Annotated in this window: 22 protein-coding genes; 6 read left to right on the top strand and 16 right to left on the bottom strand. The window is 67.6% G+C overall.

Annotated elements, in window-relative coordinates:
* Window positions 1-136: 136 nt before the first annotated feature.
* From mdcB to mdcA, 6 genes are all read right to left on the bottom strand, one after another.
* Window positions 137-949, bottom strand: a complete 813-nt coding sequence (gene mdcB / locus DGN21_RS02730; RefSeq protein WP_184578218.1) for a triphosphoribosyl-dephospho-CoA synthase MdcB — start codon at window positions 947-949, stop codon at window positions 137-139.
* A 350-nt stretch (window positions 950-1,299) separates the two neighbouring features.
* Window positions 1,300-1,941, bottom strand: a complete 642-nt coding sequence (gene mdcG / locus DGN21_RS02725) for a malonate decarboxylase holo-[acyl-carrier-protein] synthase (protein ID WP_047128013.1) — start codon at window positions 1,939-1,941, stop codon at window positions 1,300-1,302.
* A gap of 2 nt (window positions 1,942-1,943) precedes the next feature.
* Window positions 1,944-2,648 carry a biotin-independent malonate decarboxylase subunit gamma gene (gene mdcE / locus DGN21_RS02720; RefSeq protein WP_215825117.1) on the bottom strand — a complete coding sequence of 235 codons (705 nt, stop codon included), beginning with the start codon at window positions 2,646-2,648 and terminating at the stop codon, window positions 1,944-1,946.
* Window positions 2,639-3,541, bottom strand: a complete 903-nt coding sequence (locus DGN21_RS02715) for a biotin-independent malonate decarboxylase subunit beta (protein WP_172454366.1) — start codon at window positions 3,539-3,541, stop codon at window positions 2,639-2,641. Before DGN21_RS02715 ends, mdcE begins: the two co-directional genes overlap by 10 nt.
* Before the next feature lie 124 nt (window positions 3,542-3,665).
* Window positions 3,666-3,983 (bottom strand): malonate decarboxylase acyl carrier protein, encoded by a 318-nt coding sequence (mdcC, locus tag DGN21_RS02710; RefSeq protein WP_047126154.1) that lies wholly within the window; start codon window positions 3,981-3,983, stop codon window positions 3,666-3,668.
* Between the two features lie 9 nt (window positions 3,984-3,992).
* Complete coding sequence (mdcA, locus tag DGN21_RS02705) at window positions 3,993-5,639, bottom strand: malonate decarboxylase subunit alpha (protein WP_024937871.1); 1,647 nt, start codon at window positions 5,637-5,639, stop codon at window positions 3,993-3,995.
* 193 nt (window positions 5,640-5,832) lie between these two features.
* Between mdcA and DGN21_RS02700 the strand changes: the two genes are divergently transcribed.
* Together DGN21_RS02700 and DGN21_RS02695 are read left to right on the top strand one after the other, a co-directional pair.
* Window positions 5,833-6,375: a PadR family transcriptional regulator gene (locus DGN21_RS02700; protein WP_184578221.1), complete on the top strand. Its 543-nt coding sequence runs from the start codon at window positions 5,833-5,835 to the stop codon at window positions 6,373-6,375.
* A 358-nt stretch (window positions 6,376-6,733) separates the two neighbouring features.
* Window positions 6,734-7,522 carry a siderophore-interacting protein gene (locus tag DGN21_RS02695; protein ID WP_046345572.1) on the top strand — a complete coding sequence of 263 codons (789 nt, stop codon included), beginning with the start codon at window positions 6,734-6,736 and terminating at the stop codon, window positions 7,520-7,522.
* Between the two features lie 169 nt (window positions 7,523-7,691).
* Here DGN21_RS02695 and DGN21_RS02690 read toward each other — a convergent pair whose 3' ends face one another.
* Window positions 7,692-8,423, bottom strand: a complete 732-nt coding sequence (locus DGN21_RS02690; protein WP_080716308.1) for a YceI family protein — start codon at window positions 8,421-8,423, stop codon at window positions 7,692-7,694.
* Between the two features lie 229 nt (window positions 8,424-8,652).
* On the bottom strand, window positions 8,653-9,243 hold the full coding sequence (locus tag DGN21_RS02685) for a malonic semialdehyde reductase (protein ID WP_104569158.1): 591 nt from the start codon (window positions 9,241-9,243) through the stop codon (window positions 8,653-8,655).
* A 136-nt stretch (window positions 9,244-9,379) separates the two neighbouring features.
* Here DGN21_RS02685 and DGN21_RS02680 point away from each other — a divergent pair, with 136 nt between their 5' ends.
* The 4 genes from DGN21_RS02680 (at window position 9,380) to DGN21_RS02665 (ending at window position 12,809) form a co-directional block, all read left to right on the top strand.
* Window positions 9,380-10,327 (top strand): ELM1/GtrOC1 family putative glycosyltransferase, encoded by a 948-nt coding sequence (locus DGN21_RS02680; RefSeq protein WP_126965234.1) that lies wholly within the window; start codon window positions 9,380-9,382, stop codon window positions 10,325-10,327.
* Between the two features lie 50 nt (window positions 10,328-10,377).
* Entirely contained in the window at window positions 10,378-11,241 is an 864-nt protein-coding gene (locus DGN21_RS02675; protein WP_126965235.1) for a DUF2145 domain-containing protein, read from the top strand.
* On the top strand, window positions 11,238-11,741 hold the full coding sequence (locus tag DGN21_RS02670; RefSeq protein WP_126965236.1) for a hypothetical protein: 504 nt from the start codon (window positions 11,238-11,240) through the stop codon (window positions 11,739-11,741). Before DGN21_RS02675 ends, DGN21_RS02670 begins: the two co-directional genes overlap by 4 nt.
* Window positions 11,742-12,251: 510 nt before the next feature.
* Window positions 12,252-12,809, top strand: coding sequence for a VUT family protein (locus tag DGN21_RS02665; RefSeq protein ID WP_065032193.1), 558 nt, complete (start codon window positions 12,252-12,254; stop codon window positions 12,807-12,809).
* A 131-nt stretch (window positions 12,810-12,940) separates the two neighbouring features.
* Here DGN21_RS02665 and glnE read toward each other — a convergent pair whose 3' ends face one another.
* The 8 genes from glnE to DGN21_RS02625 form a co-directional block, all read right to left on the bottom strand.
* Entirely contained in the window at window positions 12,941-15,772 is a 2,832-nt protein-coding gene (glnE, locus tag DGN21_RS02660) for a bifunctional [glutamate--ammonia ligase]-adenylyl-L-tyrosine phosphorylase/[glutamate--ammonia-ligase] adenylyltransferase (protein ID WP_126965237.1), read from the bottom strand.
* 968 nt (window positions 15,773-16,740) lie between these two features.
* Window positions 16,741-17,091, bottom strand: a complete 351-nt coding sequence (locus DGN21_RS02655; protein ID WP_126965239.1) for a DUF3325 domain-containing protein — start codon at window positions 17,089-17,091, stop codon at window positions 16,741-16,743.
* The gene (locus tag DGN21_RS02650) at window positions 17,079-17,402 is read right to left on the bottom strand and encodes a hypothetical protein (protein ID WP_104646867.1); all 324 of its coding nucleotides are present in this window, start codon (window positions 17,400-17,402) and stop codon (window positions 17,079-17,081) included. Before DGN21_RS02650 ends, DGN21_RS02655 begins: the two co-directional genes overlap by 13 nt.
* Window positions 17,399-18,997 (bottom strand): PepSY-associated TM helix domain-containing protein, encoded by a 1,599-nt coding sequence (locus DGN21_RS02645; protein WP_237474926.1) that lies wholly within the window; start codon window positions 18,995-18,997, stop codon window positions 17,399-17,401. Before DGN21_RS02645 ends, DGN21_RS02650 begins: the two co-directional genes overlap by 4 nt.
* A gap of 64 nt (window positions 18,998-19,061) precedes the next feature.
* A complete protein-coding gene (locus DGN21_RS02640; RefSeq protein WP_215825116.1) occupies window positions 19,062-21,593 on the bottom strand; it encodes a TonB-dependent siderophore receptor in 2,532 nt (843 codons plus the stop codon).
* 116 nt (window positions 21,594-21,709) lie between these two features.
* Window positions 21,710-22,759 carry a FecR domain-containing protein gene (locus DGN21_RS02635; protein ID WP_126965241.1) on the bottom strand — a complete coding sequence of 350 codons (1,050 nt, stop codon included), beginning with the start codon at window positions 22,757-22,759 and terminating at the stop codon, window positions 21,710-21,712.
* 9 nt (window positions 22,760-22,768) lie between these two features.
* A complete protein-coding gene (locus DGN21_RS02630) occupies window positions 22,769-23,278 on the bottom strand; it encodes a sigma-70 family RNA polymerase sigma factor (RefSeq protein ID WP_016902856.1) in 510 nt (169 codons plus the stop codon).
* A 419-nt stretch (window positions 23,279-23,697) separates the two neighbouring features.
* Window positions 23,698-26,112, bottom strand: a complete 2,415-nt coding sequence (locus tag DGN21_RS02625) for a hypothetical protein (RefSeq protein ID WP_126965242.1) — start codon at window positions 26,110-26,112, stop codon at window positions 23,698-23,700.
* Window positions 26,113-26,306: the final 194 nt, after the last annotated feature.

The following is a 26,306-nucleotide window of genomic DNA, read 5'->3' as shown; positions in this document are numbered from 1 at the left end:
TGACCCTCATTCGCGCTGCGGGCATTTTGTTCCGTGACCAGGACAAGCACGCCGTTCACTGAGACAGTGCGAAGGGCCGCGCCGCCACACGCCTGCATGAACGTTGCCTTCGCAGCTGCCAGTGGTCGACACAGGCTCATGCCATCTCCTGACAGTGCAGGAACCAGGCGCAGGCCAGCAGATCGGCGCTGCCGCCCGGGCTCAGGCGACGCGCGACAAATTGCGCGCCGATCGCGTGCAGGCATGCGCGCCACTGCGGCTGCGCGATGCCGCCATCGGCCAGAAACGCATGCGCCTGCGCCTTTGCGTAAGCCAGCCCGTCTTGCCCGCCGCGATGCAGCAGGTTGAGATCGTCGACCTCGGCAATCAGGCGCATCAGGGTCTGCGCCAGTGCGGCCTCGCGCGTGGCGTCGCTGCGCAATGCACTGCGCAGTGACGGCAGTGCAATCTCGCGCAGCAATGGATACCCGGCCGCGGCCTGTTCGCGCACGCCACTGATCCGAAACGCCGCGCGCACGCGCTGGCCATTGCTGTGTGGATCCAGCGGCGCGGCCCGCAATGCATCGCGCCAGACCTGCACCGCGCTGCAGACTGCTTCGCCGGCAGGGGCATGCCCATGCACGGCACGCAAGCGCGCCGCCTGCGCAGTGAGCAGGCCCAGGCTGAAAATTGCACCGCGGTGGGTATTGATGCCGCCGGTGCTGCGCAGCATCGCCGCTTCGGCCGCGATGCCGAGCTGGCGCAATTGCTCGAACGGCGCGTTGTCGATACCGGCCTGTGCAATCGCGACGAAGTAGCCGCGCAGGGCGAACAGGCTGCGCAGGAATGTCGACGCGTCCATATCGGCATGGCTGCCGCTGTCGAACGGCGTGACCAGGCCGGGCTTGGGCGCGCAGCCGAGTTCCGCATGCAGGGCGGCGACCGCCAGCCGCCCCAGCCGATGCGCCAGCGCGCTGGCGGTGCCGGCTTCAGGATGCGATGCGTGTTGCCGGGCTGCACTGTCTTGCAGCTCGCCATGCGTGCATGCAACGCGCGATGGCGCATGCACGCGGTTCGAACCAGCGCCTGCGGGGGCAAGGTGCAGTAGCGGCTGCGGCGGTACGTCGTGCGCTGCTGCCGGTGTCGGTGCGAGCGTCGATTCGTGATCGGCACGAATCAGGTGCGTCGACTGGCTGGTCGCATCAACCAGGGATGGTGCGATGCCCGTTTGTTTGGCTCCTGTCACTGGCCGCTGCCGCTCCACCGCGTTGCCAGGCGTCACGGAGCGCCTGGCATCGGCAGTGCGTTCAACCAGCGTGCTCATGCCGCGCTCCATACCGGAAACAGCGCGCTGCGCGGCAGCAAGCGGCAGCCGTTGGTGGACTTCACCAAGACCTGTTGCGCGCTGCCGGCGTACTCGCGCCAGTTCACCGCGGTGTCGTCGGGCAGCAGCAGTTCGCCGTCTGCGCGCAGCCCGTGGCGCTGTTCCCAGCGCTGCAGCACTGTCACCACGGCCTGCGCCTGCTCGGGTGTGGCGATGGACCACAGCAGGTCCAGATCCGATTGCGCATGCACATACGCAAGCCCGGTCAGGGCCTGCCATGCAAAGCTGCCGAAGACGCGCGGCTGCAGGGCGTTGGCATTGCACTGGGTCAGCAAGGCCTGCAGTGCAGGCTGCGTTGCGGCGGGTGCGGCTGCGATCACCGCGTCCAGCGCCAACGGCGCGGTGCTGCGCGCAACCTCGTCCAGGCCGGCGCTCAAGGCCAGGCGTTGCTTGCCTTCGTCTGGCGGCAACGGCACGCCCAGCCGCAGGCTGCCAGGCGCCTCGCTGCCATCGCCACGCGCCACCACTGCCGGCAGACCCGCGGCAAACCACTGCTGCAGCCGTGGCTGCGCACCCGGCGTCAGCGCTTGCCAGCGCGCGCCGGGATGCAACCACACCAGTGCGTGGCGGCCGGGCATGCTCAGGCCTCGCCCGCGGCCACTGCCGCAGCGACATCGCGCGCCAGGGTGCGCCCGCCACGCTGCGCGCCACGTGCCCGGCGTTGATCGCCATCGCTGGGCGCGGCCAGGGCATCGCCCAGCGCCTGCGCCAGATCGCCGTCCCAGAGCGACTCCACCGCGCCCATGCGCACATAGTTCTCCACGCCGGGCGCAAACACCGGCGAGCTCTTGCTCAGCGCCTGCAAGGTGTCCACGCTCTGCTTGGTGACGCGCGCCATCGCGCGCAGATCCATCACGCGGATCTGCGCATCCGGCAATGCGTGGATATGGTCGGCCATCAGACCGAACGACAGAAAGCCGCCGCTGACCGATTCGCCATACACCAGCGTGACCAGCCGCGCGCCGCGCTTGCGCGCCAGATCCAGCGTGCGTGCCAGATGCGCGAAATAGCCATTGATGCCGAGTAGTTCGTCGCGGCGCGCCAGCCGTTGCCCGGCGGTATCGGCCAGCATCACGATCGGCCGCTGCGGATGCGCGCGCGTGCTCGCCAACACGGTCGCCGCCAGTGCAAGCGCGTGGTCCACACCGACTTCCAGCTTGTTGGCGGTGCCGATCACGGTGACCTCGCCCGCGGCCGTGGTGGCACTGCCGGTAAGCACATCATCGGTGCGGACGATGGCGTGGCCGAGCGGAAACAGCTGGTCCAGCAGTTGGCTCAGTTCCATGGCGTGCTCCGGTCGGCGGTGGCGGCGAGGAAGGCGTCGGTGTCCAGCAGCGGCAAGCGCTGTGCATCGACAATGCCCTGCCGCTGCCAGATCTCCAGGCCGTCGCGGCAATCGCCGTAGGCGGCGATGCGCGTGGCCAACTGCTGCTGTGCAAGTTCCAGCGCCTGCAATGCGGCCTCGCCTTCCGGCTCGGTCAGCGTGTCCAGCGCCTGCACGGCGGCCTCGGCGAATGCGGCGATGCGGTCGGCCACCAGCGTCTGCGCCTCGCCCAGCAGATAGCGGTGCTTGCCGCCGGTGACGCGCCACACCAGGGCACGGTCGCGCGCGTCGAACTCCTCCACACCGCGCACGGTTTCGATCACGTCCGGGCCGGACAGCGACAGGCGGCCTTCTTCGGACATGATCACCGCGCTGCAGCAGCGCGCCACGATACCCATGCCGCCGAAGGCGCCGTTACCGCTGCCGATCAAGGCCAGCACCGGCACGCCGGCGGCGCGCGTGTTCAAGGTGGCGCGCATGATTTCGGAGATGGCGATCAGGCCGGCGTTGGCTTCGTGCAGGCGCACGCCGCCGGTGTCGAGCAGCAACAGCACCGCCGCCGGCTGCGTGGCGGTGGCGCGTTCGAGCAGGCCGGTGAGCTTGGCACCGTGCACCTCGCCGACGCCGCCGCCCATGAAGGCGCCTTGTTGCGCGGCGATCAGCACGTTGCGCCCACGCAGCGTGCCTTCACCGACGACGATGCCGTCATCGAAGGCGCCGGGCGTGTCCAGCTGGGCCAGGTGCGGGCTGATCAGGCGACGGCGCGGACCGACGAATTCGCGGAAGCTGCCGGCATCCAGCACGCCATCGATGCGCTCGCGCGCATCGGCCTCGTAATAGCTGCGCTCGGCCATGGGAATGGTGGTGCTCATACGTATCTCCCAACGACATGCGTAGGAGCGCACCCGGGCGCGACTGCAGCGTTACCGGGAACGCCCGTCGCGCTCGGGTGCGCTCCTACGGGGTGAGAGGGGTGGCTCATGTGGCGGCTCCCTGCAGGACGTCCAGCGCCTGCTCCAGGCGCAGGCTCACCACCGCCGGCGTGGCGCCGACATCGTTGATGCTGATGCGCACATCGCGCAGCGGATGGCGCGCGGCGAAATCGTCCAGCACCGCCTGCCAGATGGTGCCGAACCCGCGCGCGGCGGTGAGGATCTCGATCTCCATCGCGCCGTCCAGCGGCACGCGCTCGACCAGCACTTCCAGGTTGCCGGAGGCGACCACGCCGACCAGCGCATGGTCCAGCCCGGCGCGTGCGCCATGCTGGCCATCGAAGCGATACCGCAGGGTTTCCATGCTGTGCCCCTACCAGTTGCGAAAACGTTTCGGCGGGTCGTACAACCCACCGGACCAGCGCACCAGGTCCTTGACCGTGCGCGCGGCGAGCAGGTCGCGCGTGGCATCGCGTGGCCGGATGCCCAAGTCTTCCGGCCGCTTGATGACGCCGCGATCGCGCAGGTTTTCCACCGCGCGCTTGTCGCGGCCCAGGCCGACGGCGGTATAGCCGGACACGCCACGGATGGCCTGTTCGCGCTCTTCGGCGCTGCGGCACAGCAACAAGTTGGCGATGCCTTCTTCGGTCAGCACGTGGCTGACGTCGTCGCCGTAGATCATCACCGGCGGCAGCGGCATGTTGGCGCGCTCGGCCAGCTCCCAGGCATCGAGCCTGTCGACGAAGGCCGGCGCCATGTGTTCGCGGAAGGTTTCCACCATCTGCACCACCAGCTTGCGTCCGCGCGGCATCTCGCCGGGGCGCGCCGCCTCGCGCCCGGCCTTGAGCCAGGCGTCGCTGGCATGCCGGCGGCCGCGCGCGTCCGAACCCATATTGGGCGCGCCGCCGAAACCGGCGATGCGGTCGCGCGTGGCGGTGGAGCTGTTGCCCTGCAGATCGATCTGCAGGGTGGAGCCGATGAACATGTCGCAGGCATACAAGCCGGCGGTCTGCGACAGCGCGCGATTGGAGCGCATGCTGCCGTCGGCGCCGGTAAAGAAGATGTCCGGGCGCGCGGCGATGTAGGCCTCCATGCCCAGTTCCGAACCGAACGAATGCACCGAGTGCACGAAGCCCGATTCGATCGCCGGGATCAGCGCCGGATGCGGATTGAGCGCCCAGTGCCGGCAGATCTTGCCCTTCAGCCCCAGCGATTCGGCATAGGTGGGCAGCAGCAATTCGATCGCGGCGGTGTCGAAGCCGATGCCGTGGTTGAGCCGGTCCACGCCGTATTCGGCGTAGATGCCCTTGATCGCCATCATCGCCATCAGCACCTGGATCTCGGAGATCTGCGCCGGGTCGCGGGTGAACAGCGGTTCGATGTAGTTGGGCCTGGGCGCCTGGGTGACGAAGTCCACCCAGTCGGCCGGGATGTCCACGCGCGGCAGCGTGTCGACGATCTCGTTGACCTGCGCAATCACGATGCCGCCCTTGAACGCGGTGGCCTCCACGATCACCGGGGTGTCTTCGGTATTCGGGCCGGTGTAGAGATTGCCGTGGCGGTCGGCGGCCTGCGCGGTGACCAGCGCGATGCGCGGGGTCAGGTCGATGAAGTAACGGCCGAACAATTCCAGGTAGGTGTGGATGGCGCCGATCTCGATGCGGCCCTCGCCGACCAGCCCGGCCAGGCGCGCGGCCTGCGGGCCGGAGAACGAGAAGTCCAGCCGCTTGGCGATGCCGCGCTCGAACACGTCCAGATGCGCGGGCAGCGACAACACCGATTGCACCATGTGCAGGTCGTGCACGCGCGCCGGGTCCACCTCGGTGAGGCAGCGCGCCAGGAAGTCGGCCTGCTTCTGATTGTTGCCTTCCAGGCAGACGCGGTCGCCGGGTTCGATCACCGCCTCCAGCAGCGCCACCACGTCGTCAGCGGCCACCACGCGCCCCTGCGGCGCCAGGGCTGCGGCGCGCTGCAGGCGCTGGCGCCGGCTTTCGGCCTGGGTGTCCCACTGTCGACTCATGCGTCTGCCTCACCGGGCCGGGCCCGTAATGTCGAAGTAATTACATCGTAATTATGGAGACCGGCTGTGTCTAGCCGCGTTGCAGCATGGTCGGCAGGGATAGCCAGGCCGGTCAGCCGGGCGACAGGCAGGCGCTTGCGGACCAGTACACTTCGATATATCTTTTCGCCATACTTCGATATATCGAATGACGATGCGCTCCCACCACGACGACCTGCCGAGCGAGCTCGATCCATCCGCAGCGCCCAGTGCGACGCGTCGCGGTGGCGCCGGGCGCGCACGGCCTCTGGAACATGGCGACCTGCGCTTGCTGCTGCTGGCGCTGATCGAGCAACAGCCGCGCCATGGCTACGAATTGATGCGGCAGATCACTGCGCTGTTCAAAGGCCTGTACACGCCCAGTGCGGGCGCCATCTATCCGGCACTGGCGCAGCTCGAAGCCGATGGCTGGGTGCAGGCCGCGCTGGACGAAGGACGCAAGCGCTATCAGGTCACCGCCTCTGGCCGTACGTATGCGGCGCAGCACCGTGACGCGCTGGATGCGGCACTGGCCCGCACCCACCGCCGCGCGCGCGAGCTGATCAAGGCACAGACCCCGGCGCCGATTCGCGAGGCCATTCACCGCATCAAGCACGGCCTGTTTGCGCGGCACGGGCAATGGACGGATGCAGAAACCACACGCATTGCCGCGCTACTCAACGCCGCCGCTGACGGCATGGAGCGCGACGACGGCTGAGTACGTCTATCGCCGTGATCCGAAGCCAACCGATACCGGTTTGAATGCGACTTGCGGCAGTGACGCGTCATCGCGGTGGTTGCGTTGCGCGGCCTCAGTGGCATGCATGCATTGCTGTCCCTGCGCTGTTCTGCGATTTGATCAGCGTATCGCTGCACGGCATCGACCTTGCTTGGTTGGCAGATGCACGCGGCTTCGCCCGTACCGGCATCCGCCGCTGCGGGGCACCTTCTTCCGATGGGAGAAGGGTGAGCAACACCCGCTGTTCTTTGCCAGCTCGCTGGCCAGATCGTCGCATCACCGTTTGCAGTCACTCCCCCGCCGCGCATCTGCGCGTCACATCCAGGAATCGCACTACATGGCCATCCACACCCACACCCAACTCCGCCGCGATCCGCGCCTGCGCTCCGTGCAGGTGGTGCGCTGCGAATCGCTGACGCCGCAGATGCGTCGCATCGTGTTTGGCGGCAGCGAGCTTGCCGGCTTTCAGAGCGAGGCACCGGACGATCACGTCAAGCTGTTCTTCCCCAATGCCGATGGCGCCTTCGTGCTGCCGACGATGACGCCGGACGGCCCGCGCTACGCCGAAGGCGCGCTGCCCTCGCCCGGCCGCGATTACACCCCGCGTGCATTCGATCCGCAAAGCGGCGAGCTGAGCATCGACTTCGTGCTGCACGGCGACGGCGTGGCCTCCAGCTGGGCGGCGCAGGCACAGCCCGGCGACACGCTGAAGATCGGCGGCCCGCGCGGCTCGTTCCTGGTTGCCGACGACTACGACCACTACGTACTGATCGGCGATGAAACCGCGCTGCCCGCGATCGGCCGCTGGCTGGAAGCGATGCCCGCCGACATGCATGCAGAGGTCTTTATCGAAATTGCCGATGCGGCCGAGCGCCAGGAGCTGCTCAGCGCCGCCGAGGTGGAGGTGTATTGGCTGGAACGCAACGGCTTCGATGCCGCCAGCAGCACGTTGCTGGAAGACAGCCTGCGCGATTACGAGCCGCACGACGGCGACACGTTCTACTGGATCGGTACCGAATCCATGCGCGCGCGTGCGATGCGCAAGTTTCTGGAAGAGCACATGGGCGTGGACAAGGACTCGGTGCGCGCGAAGGGCTACTGGAAGGCGAACCCTGCTGCAGAGTGAGGCGTTGGCGTGCGCCTTGTGGCGGGGCGGAGGGTGGAGCTGTCGCGGCCTGGGCCGCTCCTACAAAAGCCGGGCGGTTACGCTCAAGCAAAAGCCCGCCGATTGGCGGGCTTTTGCGTTCCGCACATCGGTGCGATCGCTCGCACCGATGCATCGACTGCGCTGCGACTTACTTGGCAGCAGCAGCGTCACCGGCCTTGGCCTGCAGGGCTTCGGTGGTGATGCGGATCTTCACTTCGTCGCTGACGTTCGGGGCGTACTGGCCCACGCCGAAGTCGGTGCGCTTGATGGTGGTGGTGGCGTCGAAACCGGCTGCCGGCACCTTCTTCATCGGGTGCTCGCCGGCACCGTTGAGGGTGACGTCCAGCACGACCGGCTTGGTCTGATCCTTGATGGTCAGATCGCCGGTGACGGTCAGCTTGTTGGGGCCGGCCGCTTCGACCTTGGTGCTCTTGAAGGTGGCGGTCGGGAACTTGGCCGCGTCGAAGAAGTCACCGCTCTTCAGGTGCTCGTCGAACTTGGCGGTGAAGCTGTTCAGGCCCGACAGCGGCAGGGTGACCTGCACGGTGGACTTGGTCACGTCGGCCGCGTCGTACACCAGGGTGCCGTCGACATTGCCGAAATGCGCGCTCGGGTTGGAGAAGCCGAAGTGGCTCCACTGCGCGATCACGTCGGTGTGGCTCGGATCCAGCGTGTAGGTGCCGGAGGCCACTTCCACGGCCGGCGCGGTCGAGGCGGCCGGCGCAGCAGCCGGGGCCGGGGTGGTGGCAGCGGCATCGGCCGGTGCGGTGGCGGCCGGGGTTTCAGCGGCCGGCGCGGCGGCGTTGTCGGCCGGCTTGGAGCAGGCGGCGATGGCCAGGGTCAGGGCGAGCGGCAGCAACAGTTTGTGGGTGGTCTTCATTGAAACTCCTTGAGATGAGGGACCGCATTGGATCAACGCGGATGGAACAGACGCAGACGGACGAGGACTGCAGGAAAATCGAAACGGGCGCCCGGGGCGGGTTGCACAAGGCGCGGTCGTCAGGTGGTGCGGGTGGCGCGCCCCGAAGCCGGAGTGTACGTGGCTCCTGCCTGCCGGAGCGCCGGCTGCGCCCGCCCGACGGTGCGCGCAGCCGCGGTGCCAGCCGCTGTTACTCGATGCGTGCGGCTTCGTCGAAGCTCAGCCGCGGTAGCCGCGGGAACAGCCCGGCCGGATCGCCATAGCCCAGATTGACCAGGAAGTTGGACTTGATCGGCGTGCCGGCAAAGAACGCCGCGTCCACCTTGTCATTGTCGAAGCCGGACATCGGGCCGGCATCCAGACCCAGCGCACGCGCGGCCAGGATCAGGTAGGCGCCCTGCAGCGAGCTGTTACGGAACGCGCCGGATACGCGCATCTCGCGCGAGTCTTCGAACCAGCTCTTGGCATCGGCATGCGGGAACAGGTACGGCAGTTTTTCGTGGAATTGCTCATCGGAGCCGATGATTACCGTGACCGGCGCGGCCAGCGTCTTGGTGGCATTGGCCTCGGACAGTGCCGGCTTGAGCTTCTGCTTGCCCTCCGGCGTGGTCACGAACACGAAACGCGCCGGCGACCCGTTGGCGGCGGTCGGGCCCCACTTCAGCAGATCGTAGAGCTCGCGCAGCTGCGCCTCGCTCACCGGCTTGTCGAGAAAGGCGTTTTGCGTGCGGGCGGTGCGAAACAGCTGATCCAGCGCGGCAGCGTCGAGCAAGTCGGACATGGAGACTCCGGGAAGCAAGGGAATGGGCGACAGTAGGGTGCAGCACCGGCGCCAGCGTGAAGACCCGCAGTGTAGAGTGACGCGATTGCGGCAACACACGCTCAATCTGAAACAAATCTATGTCGGATCTGAAACGATGGCGCTGACCTGGGCGGTCAGCGACGGCCGCGCCGGCAATGCACGCCAGGCCGAGGCCTTGGCGCAGGCGCTGCACTCCGCACCGGTCACGGCGCTGCATCTGCAGGCCCGCGCGCCGTGGCGTTGGGCCGCACCGCGCCTGTTGCCGGGCGCGCAGGCGGCGTTTGGATCCGGCTTTGCCCGGCAATTGCAGCAGCCGCCGGCGCTGGCGATCGGCTGCGGGCGCCAGGCCGCGCTGGCCACCCGGCTGCTGCGCGTACGCGGCAGCCAGGTGGTGCAACTGCTGGATCCGCGCCTGGACCCGCGCCACTGGGATCTGCTGGTCGTGCCCGAGCACGATGCGCTGCGTGGCGCCAACGTGCTCACCCTGCTCGGCAGCCTGCACCCGGTGGACGATGCCTGGCTGGCCGCCGGGCGCACCGCCTTCGCCGCGCTCGGCGCGCTGCCCGGCCCGCGCGTGGCGCTGTTGATCGGTGGCCCCACCGCGCAGCTGCCCTGGACCACCGAAGCGCTTGCGGCGCTGTGCACGCACCTGCGCGCGCAGGTGCTCGCCGCCGGCGGCAGCCTGCTGGTCACCACCTCACGACGCACGCCGCCCGAGGCGATCGCAACGCTGCGCAAACTGCATGCAGGCCTGCCAGGCCTGCTGTGGTGCGACGAGCGCGACGGGCCCAATCCGTACGCCGGCCTGCTGGGCTGGGCCGATGCGATCGTGGCCAGTGCCGACTCGGTCAACCTGCTCTCCGAAGCCTGCGCCACGCGGGTGCCGGTGGCAGCGGCGTTTGCCGAACAGGCGCAGGGCCGGGTGGCGACGTATGTGCGGGCACTGCAGGCACGTGGACGTCTATGCGATGCCGGCGATGTTTTCGCAACGCCGCCGCAACTTCACCCATTGCGCGAAACCCAGCGCATCGCTGCACTGGTGCGTGCGCGCCTGCACGTATGATGGTGCCGCCGCCGATGCCACGGGGCAGACACAAGGACGCTGCACCCCCCATGCAACTTGCACACAAACGGCGCGGCTGGCCTGCAACGGCGCTGTTGCTCGTCTCCCTGACGTGCGCACTCCCCGCCTTTGCCGCGCCGGTGTGCACTCCGCATTATCCAACGCCCGCCACGCTAGCGGCGATGTTCGACATGGCCAGGTCCACCCAACAGGCGCTGGATGCAGTGGACGGTGCGCAGGTCGTGCTGCTGGCACGCGGCGGCCAGGATCTGAGCCGCTATGGCTTGAAACACAGCCATCTGGCCTTCGCGCTGCGCGAGGACGACGGCACCTGGCGGGTGAAACACCTACTCAATCAATGCAAGTCGGACAACTCCGCGCTGTATCACGAAGGTTTGAGCAACTTCATCGGCGAAACTGCCCTCACTGCCGATCTGCGCGTCGGCGTGCCGGCACCGGCGCTGCAGCAGCAACTGCGCACGTTGCTGCAGGATCCGGCCACGCTGGCACATGCGCTGCACGAGGCGCGCTACAGCATGATCGCCTACCCGTTCTCCACCGATTATCAGAATTCCAACCAGTGGGTGCTCGAAGTACTGGCGGCGGCATTGGCGGCGACCAACGCAGCAGAGGCGACAGCTGCACCGGTGAGCGATCGACGCAGCGCGCAAGCCTGGCTCAAACGCAATGGCTACCAACCTACGCGCCTGCATCTGGATCTGAGCAAGCGCATCGGCGCACGTTTCTTCGTCGCCAATGCCGCAGTGACCGACCATCCCGCCGGCGAGCGCATCTCCGGCAACTATTCGGTGATCACGGTCGAGTCGGTGTTCGATTTCCTGCAGCAGCAACACATGCTGCAGCAGGACCAAGCCATTCCACACAGCGTTGCCACGCACGGAGCATCTCCATGAACATCCCTCTTCGATCTGCCGGCCTCGGGCTGCTGCTGGCCATCTCGTTTGGCCAGCCGATGCAGGCCCGTGCGGGCCTGACCACGATCACCCGTGGCGATGCCTCGGCGATGTCGGCGATCCTGGTGATCTCCGCGCCGTACTTTGTGTCGTTGGCGCTGGGCCATAGTGCGATCGCAGGCTCGGAAGCCTTGAGCGACGCATCGCACAAGGCCTCGGCCGGGCCGTTGCCGCCAATGCGGGTGAAGTCGGTGGAAAAAAAGACTGACGGCGGCTGCCAGGTGCAGTTGCAGGATCCGGCAAACGCCGAGAACACCGCCTTGCTGCGCTGGCCGGCCCGCCAGGACGACCCGACTGCGGGCTTTCGCGTTGGCGAGACGGTGACCTTCCAGCCGAGCCCGGCTGGTGCCGGCTGGACGGTGCAATCGCCACAAGGCCAGGCGCTGGCATTCGTGCCGACCGCAGAATCCGCCGCGCAGAACAGCAGCACCACCTGGTGATGCAGGAAAGCCGCGTGCAGACGCTGTCGGCCAGGATGGCGCGTCACTGACGCACCGTTTGCGGATACGGCGCTACGTGCGGTGCGTGCAGTACCTGCGGTGCGCGCAGAGGCATCTTCCACTGTCTGCCTAACTGCCTGCGCGATGGTTTGTTGATCACCGACGCGTACTGCCACGTGCCGATGCAGAGCCTTGGCGCACCGATGCGTGGCACGCACGCAGGTAATTGCCAGCGTGCTGATCGCGCCGTAATCGGCAACGCTGTACACGCAGATTGCCTGATGACCCGCCGGCATGCGCTCGAACGGCAGCGCGGCGCTCACGCATCGCGCGATTACGCGAGCACGAGCGATCCGCACCGCGTCACTCACCAATGCTGGCGGCCATGCGTTGACCGGCACACTGGTTGAACCAGCAGCTCGCGGCCGTGTCGTGCATACGCGTTGGTGCACTGGCCCACATACGCCAACACGCGGATAATCCGCTCTGTTCTGTCACTACCGCACCCTCATGTCCAGCACCGCGCCGACGCCGTTCACCCCACTCACCGCGCGCGCATTGGCGTGGGCAGTGCTGGCCATGGGCGCGGTGGTGCTGTTGTCCAACATCCTGGTGCAGTACCCGATCAACGATTGGCTGACCTGGGGTGCGTTCTCGTATCCGCTGGCGTTTCTGGTGAGCAACCTGATCAATCGCCGCTTTGGCCCGCGCGCGGCGCGCAAGGTCGCCTGGTGCGGGTTTGCGCTGGCGGTGGTGTTGTCGCTCTGGCTGGCCACCCCGCGCATCGCGGCGGCCTCGTGCACCGCCTTCATCGCTGCGCAGCTGCTGGATATCAGCGTGTTCGACCGGCTGCGCAGTGGCAATTGGTGGCGTGCGCCGATCGTGGCCACCACCTGCAGCGCCACGCTGGATACGACGATCTTCTGGAGCATCGCCTTTGCGGGCGCTGGCCTGCCATGGATCAGCTGGGCGGCCGGCGACCTGGCGGTGAAGCTGGGCATGGGCGTGTTCCTGCTCGGCCCGTTCCGCGCACTGCTGTGGCGCAGTACGCCGCGCCCGCAGGGCTGACCGGCTCGCCTGCGCACCGGCAATCAGGCCAACACCAGGCGCGGTGGAGGGATGCCACTGCAACGCACCTGCGTTTCTGCCGACCCTGCGCGCTGCACTCGTCTCACCTTGCAACGCCAGCTACCGGCCACTCAAGGCGGTAGCGTTGCCACGTCCTTGCCAAGCGGAAACTCCAGCCCTTGCGCGTGCGCAGTAGTGAAGATGCTGTGCCGTGCCTGCTCGATCGCGGGCGTTGGCGGGATCAGCCGCGGCCGGCGATCCAGGGTGCAACTCAGGCCCGCTTCCACCAAGGTGGCATGCGCCTGGTGCAGCGGTGCGGCACGCTCGGCCGGCAGCCATTGCGCCTTTAACAGCGCATCGATCAAGGCGGGCGTGGCGCAGGCCAGCAGCAGCGCCGGATGCTGTGCGGCCTGGCCGAGCACGCCGGCCTGCAGCACGAATTCCAGATCGACCAGGCCGCCGGCGCCCTGCTTGAGATCCAGCCGCCCCGCATCGCTGCGATCCAGTTCGCTGCGCATGCGCGCGCGCATCTTGCGCACGTCCTCGTGCAGCACGGCGGTATCGCGCACACGTGTCAGCGTGTCGGCACGCACCTGCGCGAAGGCCGCGCACAGCGCCGCATCGCCGGCCACCGCACGTGCACGCACCAGCGCCTGATGCTCCCAGGTCCAGGCGCGCTCGCGCTGGTAGTCGCGGTAGCTGGCCAGCGATGACACCAACGCGCCCTTGCCACCATCCGGGCGCAGCCGCACATCGATCTCGTAGAGACGGCCGGCGCCGGTTTCGGCGGCCAGCAGTGTCATCACCTTCTGCGCCAGCCGCGCAAACCAGCGCCCGGCTTCCAGCGCTCGCTTGCCATCGGAGGCTTCCACCTCGCGTGGATGGTCGTAGAGGAACACCAGATCCAGGTCCGAGCCGAAGCCCAGTTCCAGGCCGCCCAGGCTGCCGTAGCCGATGATGGCGAATGCCCCGCCCGGCACCTGCCCGTGCGCGGCGATCAGTTCGCGGCGCGCCAGCTGCAGCACCGTCTGCACCACCGCTTCAGCCAACCAGGCCAGTTGCTGGGTGCTGTCCACTGCCTGCTGGCGGCCATCGAGCGTGGCCAGTGCGATGCGGAAGCTCAAGGCGAGCCGGCGTTCGTTGAGTTCGCGCAGCGCCGCTTCGGTGTCCTCGATCTGCAAGGTGTCCAGGCATGCAGCGTGCAACGCGTCGCGGTCGGGCAACGGACCGCTGATGCGGGTGTCGAGCAATTCGTCCAGCAACAGCGGATGCGCAGCCAGGCGCTCGGCCAGCAAGGCGCTGCGCGAGAGCACATCGACCAGGCGTGCGAGCGCGCTGGGTTGTTCGTCCAGCAAGGCCAGGTAACTGGTGCGGCGCAAGGTGGATTGCAGCAGGCCGAGCACGCGGCGCACGGCGGCATCCGGCTGGCTGGCGCGGGTGGCCGCATGCAGCAGCGCCGGCATGACGCGGTCCAGCCGCGCGCTTGCGGTATCGGAGAGCGCACGCACGCCGGAGGACTGCGCAAAATCGGCCAGCACCTGATGTGCGCCGGCTGGATCGTGCAATCCGATGCCGGCCAGCGGCGCGGCATCGCCTTCCGGCAGTGCGCGCCAGTAGTCGGCAAGCGCGTCGGGGGCGGTGGCGCGCACGCGCGGTGCCAGCAGCTCGGCGAATTCGGCGGCAACGCGCGCACGTTGCGGAGTGAGTGCCTGCAGCAGTGCCGGCCAATCCGCATAACCCAGGCCCAGCGCGATGCGTTCGCGATCCAGCGGGGCCTGCGGCAAGGCATGGGTCTGTGCATCGCGCAACATCTGCAGACGATTTTCGAGCCGGCGCAAGAAGCGATACGCCTCGGTCAATGCATGCCCGTTGTCCGCATCGATCTGGCCGGCCTCCACCAGCGCCTGCAAGGCAGGCAACAGGCGACGCTCGCGCAGGCTCGGCTCGCGCCCACCGCGAATCAGCTGCAGCGATTGCGCCAGGAACTCGATCTCGCGGATGCCGCCCGGCCCGCGCTTGATGTCGTCCAGACGATCGTGGCGGGCGACTTCGGCAGTGATCGCCGCCTTCATCTCGCGCAGGCCGTCCAGTGCGGTGAAGTCCAGATAGCGCCGGTAGACGAAGGGGCGCAGCGTCTCCAGCCAGGCTTCGCCGGCATCGATATCGCCGGCCACCGCGCGCGCCTTGAGCCAGGCATAGCGCTCCCAGTCGCGTCCTTCGCGCTGGAAGTACTGGTCCATGCCGGTGAACGACAAGGCCACGCGCCCGGCGGTACCGAACGGGCGCAGACGCAGATCCACGCGATGGCTGAATCCATCGGCGGTGGTTTCGTCGAGCAGCTTGGCCAACTGCTGGCCAAGCCGCGCAAAATATTCCTCCGCTGCCAACGGGCGGGCACCATCGGACTGGCCGCCCTGCGGATACGCATAAACCAGATCCACATCCGAGGAAAAATTCAGCTCGCCACCACCGAGCTTGCCCAGCCCGAACACCACCAGCCGCTGCACGCTGCCGTCTTCGGCAATCACCTGGCCGTGGCGGTCGCGGAATTGCTGCTCCAACGCCTGCAGCCCACATTGCAGGCAGGTTTCGGCCAGGCGGGTGGCACCGGCCAGGGTGGCATCGACGCTGTCCAGATCGAGCACGTCGCGCCAGACCAGGCGCGTGGATTCGCCACTGCGGTAACGTCGCAACTGCGTCGGCCAGGACTGTGGCTGCGCGGGGTCGAGCACCGGCAGTGGCAACGGCGGTGGATCCGGCTGCGCCAGGTGCTGCAGCAATGCCGGCTGACGCGCCAAGGTATCGAGCGCAAACTCGCTGGCGAGCGCGACCTGTTCGAGCTGCCGAGCGAAGTCATCGCCCGGCCAGGGCTGGTCGGCCGGCACGGCATGACGGACACGCGCCACAGCCCGCTCGATCAGGGCGGTGAGCGCAGGAGACACGGATGAGTTAGGCAGCGACATGCGCCGATTCTGGCATCCCTGCGCGATGGCGGCACGTGTCTACGGTTGATCCCGCGGTGTCTAGAGGCAGCAATGCAACTACCGGGTTTACTGCCGCACTGCGTGTGGCCCCATCGGCATGCGGTCATGTCGGCGGGCGTGATGTCCTCACTGGTGGCGGGCTCCTTGGCGGCTTGTTCGACGTCTCGATTTTTTGGGCGTTGTGTCTGAAGGGGACTCGGCAGTGTGGATAGATTAGTTGCAGAGCGGTTGATGTGCGACTTGGCTGCAGGGTCCTTGCCCGCCCACCATCGCAGGACACGCCGCAAGTACGTCCGTGTAGGCTCTTACGCGGCATCCATGCCGCGTAAGGTCCCGCGACGGTGAGCGGGCAAGGACCTGGCGAGATGGTCGGTGTGCATGGTTGCAAACGGTGCATGCAGTGCACGACGTGCGCTGGTTGGATCACTCGGCGTTCGCCCAACTTTTATCATTTCTCCATCGCAAGCCGAGCGGCAGACAAACCTCCAACACGCAACCTGCAAATGTCACGTCTGCGACGCAGTCCGAGTCATACGCTTTCAGGAAAGCAGCCGACCAACTGTCTGGTGCGGTGGCCTCGCCGGTTGCGGGACCGTGTGGCGGCATGGATGCCGCCACCGAGCCCCCAGGGATGGGTTCACGGCGTGTCCCGCAAGCGGTGAGGCCGCCGCGCACTCGACGAGCTGAGCTTTTGACTCGGGCATTTGATCGCAGTTAAAGAGGCCACCGTTCTAAATCTCGATTGCTTTAGGCGTTGCTTCTTGCGCGCTTGGCAATGCGGATAGATCGGTTGCGGAGCGATTGGTCCATGGACTTGGTGCAGAGCCCTTGCCCGCCCACCATCGCAGGACACGCCGCAAGTACGCCCATGTAGGCGCTTACGCGACGGTGGGCGGGCAAGGACCAGTCAAACTGGTCGGTGTGTGTGGCCTTCAAACAACAGCAAACTACAGCACACGCCAACCCACCACCCCGCATGCGACGCAGCCCAGCAGCACTGCCAGCCACGCACTCCAGCGCGGCGCGTACGCCAGGCCCAGCGCCACCCACAGCGCGGCCACGCTGGCAAACCCCAGCCACAACAAGGTGCCCACCGCTCCGCCCCAAGCGAGCACGCACAGCACCAGCGCGGCGATCAACAGACAGACAGCCATCGCACGCAGCAACCATCGCTGCATGACCGGCGCAGTGCGGCGGCCGGTGAGCTGCTCGTAATGGCGATGCATCGCCACGGCCAGGGCCATCAGTGCGGCATGGCAGAGCGCGGTGCCCAGCAGCGCGGTGATCAGCCCATCCATGGCGGATGTCCCAGCAACCAGCTCGCACCGCCCAGCACGGCGATGCCCACGCCCAGCCAGCCCCACATGCGCAATGCACTGCGCGCACGAAACATCCACAGCACGACGACGGTGTAGATGGCGAAACTCAGCAATGTCATGCTCAGCACCGAGACCGCAGGTGACACGCCGGCAAACCGCGACAGCAGCTGCGCCAGCACGCTGCAACCGGTGGACGTCAGCGCATAGCCGCCGACGCTGGCAGCGAGCACGCGACCGGCAACCGACCAGCGGTAGCGCGTCACCGACGCGGTGCTCGAAGCAGGCTTCACAACACGTCCATCCCGGCAGTGGCGCCGCGCCTGGCGCGTGTCGGCACCGGTCGCACTGCGCTGCGATGAGCCCGATATGCCGCGTAAGCAAATGCAATGCCGAAGACGAGCGAGACCAGCTCGACCCCGGCGCGCTGCAGGTCGCCGGCAGCCAGGTACACGCCCAGATGTTGCCCGGTGGTGACCGCATTGAGCAGCGGCAAGCCGACACATAGCAGCGCCGTCATCGCCAGTTGCTCCACCCATGCGCGCGCGGGCGGGCGCAGCAGCGCATGCAGCAGCGTGACCGCCCAGACCCACAGGAATGCGTGGATCTCGATCTGGCTGCGGCCGGCCTGCGCGATCGGCACCAGGCGGTTGGCGTAGAAATACGCAATGCTCGCCAAGGCGGTTCCCGCAAGCGCGGCGGCATTGAGCGCTTCCACTACCCGATAGATGCCGGCGGTGGCCGCGCCGAACTCCTGCTCGCTACGCCGACGCCGCTTGATCGAAAACAGCAAGGTACCGGTGGCCATCATCAAGGTGCCGGCCAGGCCGCAGATGAAATACAGCCATTTACTGGTCCAGCCGCCGAACCCGGCCACGTGCAGGGTCTTGATGACCTCTTCCACATCCTGCGCGTGCAGGTCAGTGCGTGCGGCATCCGCGTGCCGCTCCAGCAGCGCGCCACTGTTCGCGTCGAATACCACGCTGTTGGCTGGGTTGAGCAGGCGCCGCGAGCTGCCGGTCGCGGCCACGCGCGCGATCACGCGCAGCTTGCTGCCGGGTTGATCGGGCCGCTCGATCACCAGCGTTTGCGCAGGCGCAGCGTTGAGCGAGTCTGCTCGCTGCACCAGCTCCGGCAGATAGGCAGGCACGTTGTTGACTGCTGCTTCGTCTGTGCTGGCCGCAGGCACTGCCGGCGACAGAGCATCGGCGTAACGCGTGTAGGCGTCCTCGTCGCTGCCATACAGTGCGTGCAATGGCGCGGGCATGTAGCTGGTGTAGAAATACGCCAGGCCGGTGTAGACGATCATCAGCAGGAAGGGCAGCGTCAGCACCGCCGTGGCGTTGTGCGCGTCCAGCCACGAGCGCTGTCCCTTGCCCGGGCGGAAGGTGAAGAAATCCAGAAAGATCCGCTTGTGCACGATCACCCCGGATACCAGCGCGATCAGCCCGCACAGCGACACCCAGCCCACCAGCCAATAGCCGGGAATGCCGCCATGCAAGGTGTAGTGGAAGCTCATGAAATGCCGGCCGCCTTCGGTCTGCCGGCCCCACGGAGACGGCAGCAGCTCGCCGCTCCCGGGGTCCAGCGCTGCCTGATCCTGGCCCTCTGGTGTCCGCCAGGACAGCGTGAGCGCCTCACCCAGCTGCGCGGGCAAGGTGATCCGCCACAGGCGTGCCTGTGGCGCAAGCTGATGCAACTGCGCCAGTGCACGCGGCACCAGCGCTGCTTCCGACAGGACCGTCTGCGTGCTCGCACTCGGCAAGGCCGGTGTGCCCTGCATCCAGCTGGTGATCGGATCGCGGAATACGCTGAGCGTGCCAGTCAGGAAGATTGCGCACAGCAACCAGCCACAGCTCAGGCCGCACCAGGTGTGCAGCCAGGCCATGCTTTGGCGAAAACCTTCTTTCATCCGGCACGCGCCATGCGCCACCGCAGCGCTTGTGCCCGCATCACAGCGCGCCGCGCAGGGTCACCATCACATTGCGCGGCTCGCCGTAATAGCGCCCGTTAACGAAGCTCGACAAGGTGTTGTAGTAGTGCTTGTCGAACACGTTGTTGAGATTGACCGCCACCGACCATTGCCGGTTGACCTGGTACCGCGCCAATGCATTCCAGACCGCACGCCCCTGGATCGGCGCGGTGGCGGTGCCGATCTGCCGATACGCCGCGCTCTGCGCGCTGACACCGCCACCAACGGTGACGTCCTGCAGCACGCCCGGCAGACGGTAGGTGGTCCATACCCGCAGCAAATGCTTGGGCGTGTAGCTGTTGAAGGTCTGGCCCTGGCTGCTGACATCCTGCAGGTAGGTGGTGCGGTTGAAGGTGTAACCGGCAAACACGTTCCAGTCGCGCAGTACCTCGCCGCTGACTTCGGCATCGAATCCGCGGCTGCGCACCTTGCCGCTGTCGATGTAGCAGAAATCGTTGTTGCGGCAGGTGGGGCTGGTGGTCAGGTCGGCCTGGGCACGGTTTTTCTGCTCGATCTGGAACAGCGCAAACGCGCTATTGATGTGCCCGTCCAGCCACTCCCCCTTGATGCCCAGCTCGTAGTTGGCACCGGTCATCGGCTTGAGCATCTCGCCGGCTTCGGTCTGCGCGTTCTGCGGCTGGAAGATGTCCGCATAACTGGCGTAGGCCGACCAGGTCGGGCTCAATGCGTACAACAGGCCGGCATACGGTGTGACCTGCCCGGTCTCGCGGGTGTGCTCGATCGATTGCGACGGCGACAGCCCGGTGGTGGTGGTGTTCCACAGGGTGTCGTGCCAGCTCACGCGGGTGCCGACGATGGCCCTCAACGGATCCGTCAGCTGCCAGCGCAGTGCGCCGTACAGGCCGAATTCGCGCGAGGTGCCATGCCGGGCCTCGCGTGCATTGGCGAAGATTTCCGCATCGCTGATCGCCCGCACATTGCGCTGCAGATTGAACACGTTGAAGGTCTGGAAGTTGTTCTTGTTGCCGTAGACCGTATCCACGGTGGTCTCGGCGAAGTTGCTGCCGATCACCAACTCGTGCCTGCGCCCCAGTGCATTGAACTGCCCGATCACATTGGCATCGAAGCCAAAGGCGTCCGCATCGGAAATGGTGCGCGCGGCCAGCAGCGCGCCGGTGCCGTTGGCCGGATTGATCGCGCGGCTGGAGCTGGCATATTTCAGATCGTGCAGCTCGCGCACCTGCACCGCGCTGAGCTTGAACACCCAGTCGGCATTGAAGCGATGGTCCAGGTCCAGATACAGCCCGCGATTGGACGAGGACTGCCGGTTCCATGCCGCACCCAGATTGGTCTGACGTGGCAGGCCGATATCGCGGCCATCGCTGAAACTGGGCAGACCGCCGAAGAACGGCCGGCCTTCCACCTGTTCGTAGCTCACGCCCAGGCTGAGCTGGGTCTGCGGCGAGAACGTGTAGTCGAGCGTGCCGTAATAGGTGGGCGTGCGGCGCGTGACCCCATCGACGAACGAGCGCTGCTCCTGGTAATCGATCACCCCGCGCGCGCGCAATGCGCCATCGGCGCTGAGGTTGGCGCTGCCATCGATCAGGGCGCCGTAGCGATCCCAGCTGCCGCCCTGCACCATCACGCTGACGCCCGGCACATCCAGCGGGCGCTTGCGCACCAGGTTCACCGCGCCACCGGGATTGCCCGCGCCCTGCAGCAGGCCGGCCGCACCGCGCAGCACTTCGGCGCGATCGTAGATGCCCATGTTGGCGCTGTAGTTGCTTGCGCGGCCGTACATGCCGCGATTGAGCGGCACGCCGTCGTACTGCACGGTGGTGATGTCGAACCCGCGCGAATAGATGTACTTGCCGCCCTGCGGGCTCTGCACGATGGTGATGCCGGTGGTGCTGGCCAGCGCGTCGTAGACCGAGGTGATGTTCTGCTCGTCCATCAACTGACGGGTGACCACGCTGATCGACTGCGGGATGTCCTTGAGCGCCTGCTCGCCGCGGCCGATGCTGACCGCGCGCGCGGTGTAGCTGCCGGTGCCGCTGGTGGTCGCACTGCGGTTGGCCTGCGCGGTCACCTTGACGGTGGGCAGCAGCCACGCGTCCACCTGGCTGCTGCTCGCGCCCAGCTGCGGCGCGGCGCGCAACACGTAGCCGCCGGTCTGCAACGGCACGGCCTGCAAGCCGCTGCCTGCCAGCAGCGCAGCCAGGGCGGCCGGTGCGGTGTAGCTGCCATCCAGCCCGGCGGTGGTCTTGCCGTCGGTCTGCGCGGCGGTGAAGCTCAGCAACAGATTGGCCGAACCGGCCAGTTCACGCAGCGCCGGCGCCAACGGGCCGGCGGGGATGCGATAAGCCTGGCGTGCATCCTGCGTGGCAGGCGCGGTCTGGGCGATGGCATCGGGCATGCCCGCACACACGCCCAGGCTGCAGAGCGCAACCGCCACGGCGGTGCCGAGCGGCCGCTGCACGGCCCGCACCAGGGCGTTGCGCTGCAACGACGAAGAGGAAAGTTGGCCGCGGCGGCGGGCAGTGATCGACATGCTGTTCCCACAAAGGTTGGTGTCGCACTGACACCGTCATTGGGGAGGTGCCACAACTGCGGCGATCGGGCAGCCCGGATGCAAACTTTTTTCGGCGACGGCCGGCTGGCGGCGCCTCAGCCCTGCCCGGCCGCCTGCACCGTCACCCAGTAGCGGCTGCGCCGGCTCACCCGCACCGGCAGCACGCTGGGCAGCATTGCCAGGATGCGGTCGGTGTCGTCCAGCGGGAACACGCCCGAGACGCGCAGGCTGCCCACCTGCGGGTCGCAGCGCAGCAGCCCGGCGCGATAACGGTCGAGTTCGGCGAGAAAGACATCCAGGCGCCACTCGTCGGCGACCAGCTGCCCGCGTACCCAGGCCGCGGCCTGTGCATCGACCGGCGCGATGGCGCCGAGCGCCTCGGCGGTAAACCGACACTGCTCCCCTGCCTGCACGCGCCCGACGGCCTGCGCGGCCGCATGTGGCCGCACCTCCACCGCGCTTTCCAGCACGCTCAGCCGGGTGTCGTGTTCGTCCTGGCGCACGCAAAAGCGCGTGCCCAATGCACGGATATCGCCCTGCGCGGTGCGCACCAGCAGCGGGCGCGCGTCGTGATCCGCGCCCAGCGCATGCGCGGTGGTCACCATGATCTCGCCGGCCAGCAACTCCAGCAGCCGCTGCTGCGCGTCGAACCGCACGTCGATGGCGCTGCGCGTGTTGAGGGTGATGCGGCTGCCGTCCTGCAACTGCACCTCGCGGCGCTGGCCGGTCGTGGTGGCGTAATCGGCGGTGGCGCGCTGCCAGCGTTCGGTGCGCGAGGCCAGCACGCCGGTGGCCCCGGCCACCCCGCCCCACAGCAGCAGATTCAGCGCCTTGCGCCGGCCAGGCGATGCCTGGCCGTTGCTACCCGCATACGGCGACAGGCTGCGATAGGCCGCCTGCGGGGTCAGCGTCTTCAGCCGCCCGGTCACCGCTTCGATATGCGTCCACGCCCGCGCGTGGTCCGGATGCGCATCGCGCCACTGTTGCCAGCGCTGCAGCTGCGCCTCGCTCGCGGTGCCGGACATCAGCACCGTCAGCCATTGCGCGGCCTGGTCGGCGACCTCGGCGCTGATCGGTTGCCCGCCGGCCAGCGGCGCGCGCTGGCCGGCAGCGGTGCGCGCACGAGGTGAGGCGGCATCAGCCATCCGTGCAGCTCACGCCGACAGGGCGAACAGGCAGTGCCGGTTGGCACGCGTGAGGTATTGCTTGACCGAGCTGCTGGACACGCCCAGCCGCTGCGCGATCTGCGCGTAACTCAGCTCCTGCAGATGCGCCAGCAAAAAGGCTTCCTTCACCTTGGGCGGCAGGCCATCCAGCGCCTGGTCCACCTGCTGCACCGCTTCCAGCGCCAGCAGTTGCAGCTCCGGCGACGGCGCCAATTCCTCCGGCAGCGCAGCCAGCAGTTCCAGGTAGCTGGTTTCCAGCAACTTGCGCCGCTGCCGGTGCGCCATCAGCCGGCGCGCGATGGTGGCCAGGAACGGGCGCGGCTCGCGGATCTCGTCGGCGGCGCCCGCGCTGATCACGCTGATGAAGGTGTCCTGCGCCAGGTCGGCAGCCACGAACGCATCGCCCAGCTTGCGCCGCAGCCAGCCCTGCAGCCAGCCATGGTGGTCGGTGTACAGGCGCTCCACCTGTTGATGAAGCGCGCCTTGCGTGACCGACACGATGACCTCCTGGACGGCTGGACCCAGGCGGCAAGGCGCCCGGCGATAAATGAGAATTGATCTCATTCTAGCGGAAGCCGGCGACGTATGCAGGCGCGGCCGCTGGCCACCCCATCACGCGGATCGAGAACATGTAGGCGGTTGATGCTCAAAGTGACCCGGCAGTGGCCTGGGCAAGCCTTCAACAACTAGGCGTTTCGCGCGCTGAGCGGAGGCCAAGTGGCTTGACTGGCCAAGCTTCAGGCAATAAAAAAGCCCGCTTGCAGCGAACTGCCAGCGGGCTTTGCTCCCTCCCCCACGTCGGGATGCAGGATCATAGTGCGCGCCCCGAACGCCACTTGCACGCTGCACTGCAAAACAACACCAGGCAGTACAGAACTGGCGCTTTTTCCTTCACACCGCACTGGCGCGCGGCGACCTCAGCGCAGCAGATCGGGCTGGGCCTGATACCACTCCGGTGCACGCAGCAGATGCCATTCCGGGGTCTGGCCGCGCAACCCCACCGCCGCGCTCAACATGCCCCAGCGCGCGAGCAGACTGCCGCTGCGTTGGCTGCCCTGCAAACGCAGGCGCGCATCCACCTGGAAGCGTTGGTTGCGCGCCTGCAAGCGATCGACGATGACGGTGTCGCCCTGCCAATGCACGCGCCCGGTCACCTGCGCCTGGCCTGCATCCACCAGCCGCAGCATCCAGTTCGGAATCGAACGGTCGCGCGCGTACAGCGCCATCAGGAACGCCAGATCGCGCACCTGGATGCGCACGCGACCATCCACGCCGACCGGCTGGTGCCATTGCATGCGGGTGTCCTCCAGCACGATGCGCGCCCACCAGCCATCGCGGCGCTGACCATCCGGCCCGGTGAATCCGATATTGCGCAGCTGGATGGTGCTGGCGTCGAGGCGAAAGTTTTCCGCACGCAGATCGCCGCGTTGCAAGCGCAGATCCGCATCCACATCGCCACGCAGTGCCAGGCCGGCAAACTGCAGCCGCGCCGCACGCGCACCGATGCGCAAGCCACCCTTGCCGATACGCCCACCGGGTTCGATCTGCAGATCGCCACTGAGCACACCGTTGCCGCCATCGAAACGCAGTTGCTGCTGCGGCAGATAGCGGTTGTAGGCACGCAGATCCGGCACGCGCGCATTGGCGAACACCAGATGCGCGCGCGTGGCGTCGCGCAGCGTGGCCAGGTTGCGTGCATCGGCGCGCGTCTGCAGGTCCAGACGCAGGTCGCGGCCCTGCACGAACGGGCGCGTGGGCGCATCGCTGTGCGCAATGGAGAACTGCTGCATCTGCAAGGCAAGTGCCGGCAGCAGCTGTCCGTTCGCATCGGCGCTCACCCGCAGGTCGGCACTGGCCTGCCCATCGATCGCATGCCCCATCACGCCGACATGCGCACGCACGTGCGGCACCTGCAGGCGACTGCCGGCACCGAGCTGGCCGTGATCGATGCGCAGATCCGCATCCACCAGTCCGTCGCCTTCCAGCGTCAGCCAGTCCACGTCCGGGAACAGCGCCGGAATCCAGCTCAGCGAAGACAGCTGCCAATGCAGGCGCGCATGCCCGGAGGTGCGCGGCAGCAGGCTGCGCATCGATTGCAGCGGCAGCTGCCGGCCCAGCACGCGCAGATCCGCATCCAGGGTCAGCCCGGCATCGGCCGGCTCGGGCATGCTCACCTGCAGGCGCATGTCCTGATCCACCTGCAGTTGCGCTGCAAGCTCGCCCAGCAGGGCGGCCGGCGTGCGCGTGCTGTCGTGCAGGGGTGCGCGCCATTGCAGCTGGCTGCCGGGCTGCAAGGCGCCACGTATCCAGCGCAACTGCCCATCCGCACGCCCCGTGCCGGCGCGTGTGGCGAGCGTATGGCGCCCCTGCGCATTACGTACGACATCCAGTGCCACGGTGTCGCCATGCACGCTCACCTGTGCATCGGCAAGCTGCAGCATGGCCAGCCCACGTGCCTGCTCCGGCGCATGCCGCGCGATGCTGGCTTCGATGCGCAGCTGGCCGTTGCGCAGCACTTCGCTGTCACCCCAGCGCATGCGTGCGTTGTCGAAGCGCGCCCGCGAGGGAAACACTTCCATCGGCCCGCCACGCAACTGCTTGAACAGACCGAGCTGCAGCTGACCATCGCCTTCGATCCGCAGCTGACGCAGCGTCACTGCCTGCACCTGATCGGCGACGATGCGGTCGAACTGCAGGGTCCAGGCCGGAGCGGTCGATGCGGGACCTGCGGGTGCGCCAGCGGTATTGGCGACCCCAGAGGATGGCGGCACGCGGGCGGCTGCGCCGGTCGTCCGTGCGGGCGGCGGCGTGCTCGCCGCGAGGTCTGGGGTGCGTGTGGGTGGCTTGTCCTGCGCGGTCGTTGGCTGCGGCGTACCGGCTGCGTCAGCCGGCGCTGCGGCAGCGACTTGCGTGTTCGGCGCTGTCGCCGGTGCTGGCGTCGCCACGGTACCGGCTGTGGGTACAGCCGCCTGCATTCCGCCGCGCACCCCGTGCGCATGCAGCTCCGGCACCAGCAACTGCCGATGCAGCAACGGCAATAGCCGCACCTGCCCGCTCATGCGCTGCGCGCTGACGTTCCAGCGGGTGCGTGTGGAGCGGCCTTGCAACTCCACCTTCCACAGCGTCAGCCGGCCCGGCCACCAGGTCACTGCCGGGCCCCAGTGCATGGTGAACCGGTCCGGCTTGCGATTGAGCGCGGCCGGCCCGAGTGGCGTGTTGAGCAACAGGTTGCCGAGCAGCAGATAGCTTGCGTACACCACCAGTAACGCCAGCAACGGCCAACGCACCAGGCGGGGCAACCTTTGCCAGCGGGCGCGAACAGGCATCGTCATGACGGCAGGCTCCTGAAGACCGCGCACGCGGCGTGGCGCAGTGTGCCAAGGAAACCGTGAGCGCGGTGCGCAGCGGCGATTGCGGCTGGGCACCGGCAGGCTGCCCTGTGTGCAGTGGATGTCCTACACGCCCGGCAGTGTGCGCACGCCTCGTCGAAGACGGCAAAGCTGGCCGCATTACGCAAGCCTCAAAC

This window comes from Xanthomonas sp. MLO165 (assembly GCF_018831305.1).
Classification (GTDB): Bacteria; Pseudomonadota; Gammaproteobacteria; order Xanthomonadales; family Xanthomonadaceae; genus Xanthomonas; species Xanthomonas arboricola.
This window is presented reverse-complemented; position numbering and strand designations above follow the sequence as displayed.

Bases quoted from the DNA above. Each gene is read 5' to 3' on its own strand.
- mdcG (WP_047128013.1), bottom strand. From the start codon at position 1,941: ATGCCCGGCCGCCACGCACTGGTGTGGTTGCATCCCGGCGCGCGCTGG.
- mdcE (WP_215825117.1), bottom strand. From the start codon at position 2,648: ATGGAACTGAGCCAACTGCTGGACCAGCTGTTTCCGCTCGGCCACGCC.
- DGN21_RS02715 (WP_172454366.1), bottom strand. From the start codon at position 3,541: ATGGCCGAGCGCAGCTATTACGAGGCCGATGCGCGCGAGCGCATCGAT.
- mdcC (WP_047126154.1), bottom strand. From the start codon at position 3,983: ATGGAAACCCTGCGGTATCGCTTCGATGGCCAGCATGGCGCACGCGCC.
- mdcA (WP_024937871.1), bottom strand. From the start codon at position 5,639: ATGAGTCGACAGTGGGACACCCAGGCCGAAAGCCGGCGCCAGCGCCTG.
- DGN21_RS02700 (WP_184578221.1), top strand. From the start codon at position 5,833: ATGCGCTCCCACCACGACGACCTGCCGAGCGAGCTCGATCCATCCGCA.
- DGN21_RS02695 (WP_046345572.1), top strand. From the start codon at position 6,734: ATGGCCATCCACACCCACACCCAACTCCGCCGCGATCCGCGCCTGCGC.
- DGN21_RS02690 (WP_080716308.1), bottom strand. From the start codon at position 8,423: ATGAAGACCACCCACAAACTGTTGCTGCCGCTCGCCCTGACCCTGGCC.
- DGN21_RS02685 (WP_104569158.1), bottom strand. From the start codon at position 9,243: ATGTCCGACTTGCTCGACGCTGCCGCGCTGGATCAGCTGTTTCGCACC.
- DGN21_RS02680 (WP_126965234.1), top strand. From the start codon at position 9,380: ATGGCGCTGACCTGGGCGGTCAGCGACGGCCGCGCCGGCAATGCACGC.
- DGN21_RS02675 (WP_126965235.1), top strand. From the start codon at position 10,378: ATGCAACTTGCACACAAACGGCGCGGCTGGCCTGCAACGGCGCTGTTG.
- DGN21_RS02670 (WP_126965236.1), top strand. From the start codon at position 11,238: ATGAACATCCCTCTTCGATCTGCCGGCCTCGGGCTGCTGCTGGCCATC.
- DGN21_RS02665 (WP_065032193.1), top strand. From the start codon at position 12,252: ATGTCCAGCACCGCGCCGACGCCGTTCACCCCACTCACCGCGCGCGCA.
- glnE (WP_126965237.1), bottom strand. From the start codon at position 15,772: ATGTCGCTGCCTAACTCATCCGTGTCTCCTGCGCTCACCGCCCTGATC.
- DGN21_RS02655 (WP_126965239.1), bottom strand. From the start codon at position 17,091: ATGGATGGGCTGATCACCGCGCTGCTGGGCACCGCGCTCTGCCATGCC.
- DGN21_RS02645 (WP_237474926.1), bottom strand. From the start codon at position 18,997: ATGGCCTGGCTGCACACCTGGTGCGGCCTGAGCTGTGGCTGGTTGCTG.
- DGN21_RS02640 (WP_215825116.1), bottom strand. From the start codon at position 21,593: ATGTCGATCACTGCCCGCCGCCGCGGCCAACTTTCCTCTTCGTCGTTG.
- DGN21_RS02635 (WP_126965241.1), bottom strand. From the start codon at position 22,759: ATGGCTGATGCCGCCTCACCTCGTGCGCGCACCGCTGCCGGCCAGCGC.
- DGN21_RS02625 (WP_126965242.1), bottom strand. From the start codon at position 26,112: ATGACGATGCCTGTTCGCGCCCGCTGGCAAAGGTTGCCCCGCCTGGTG.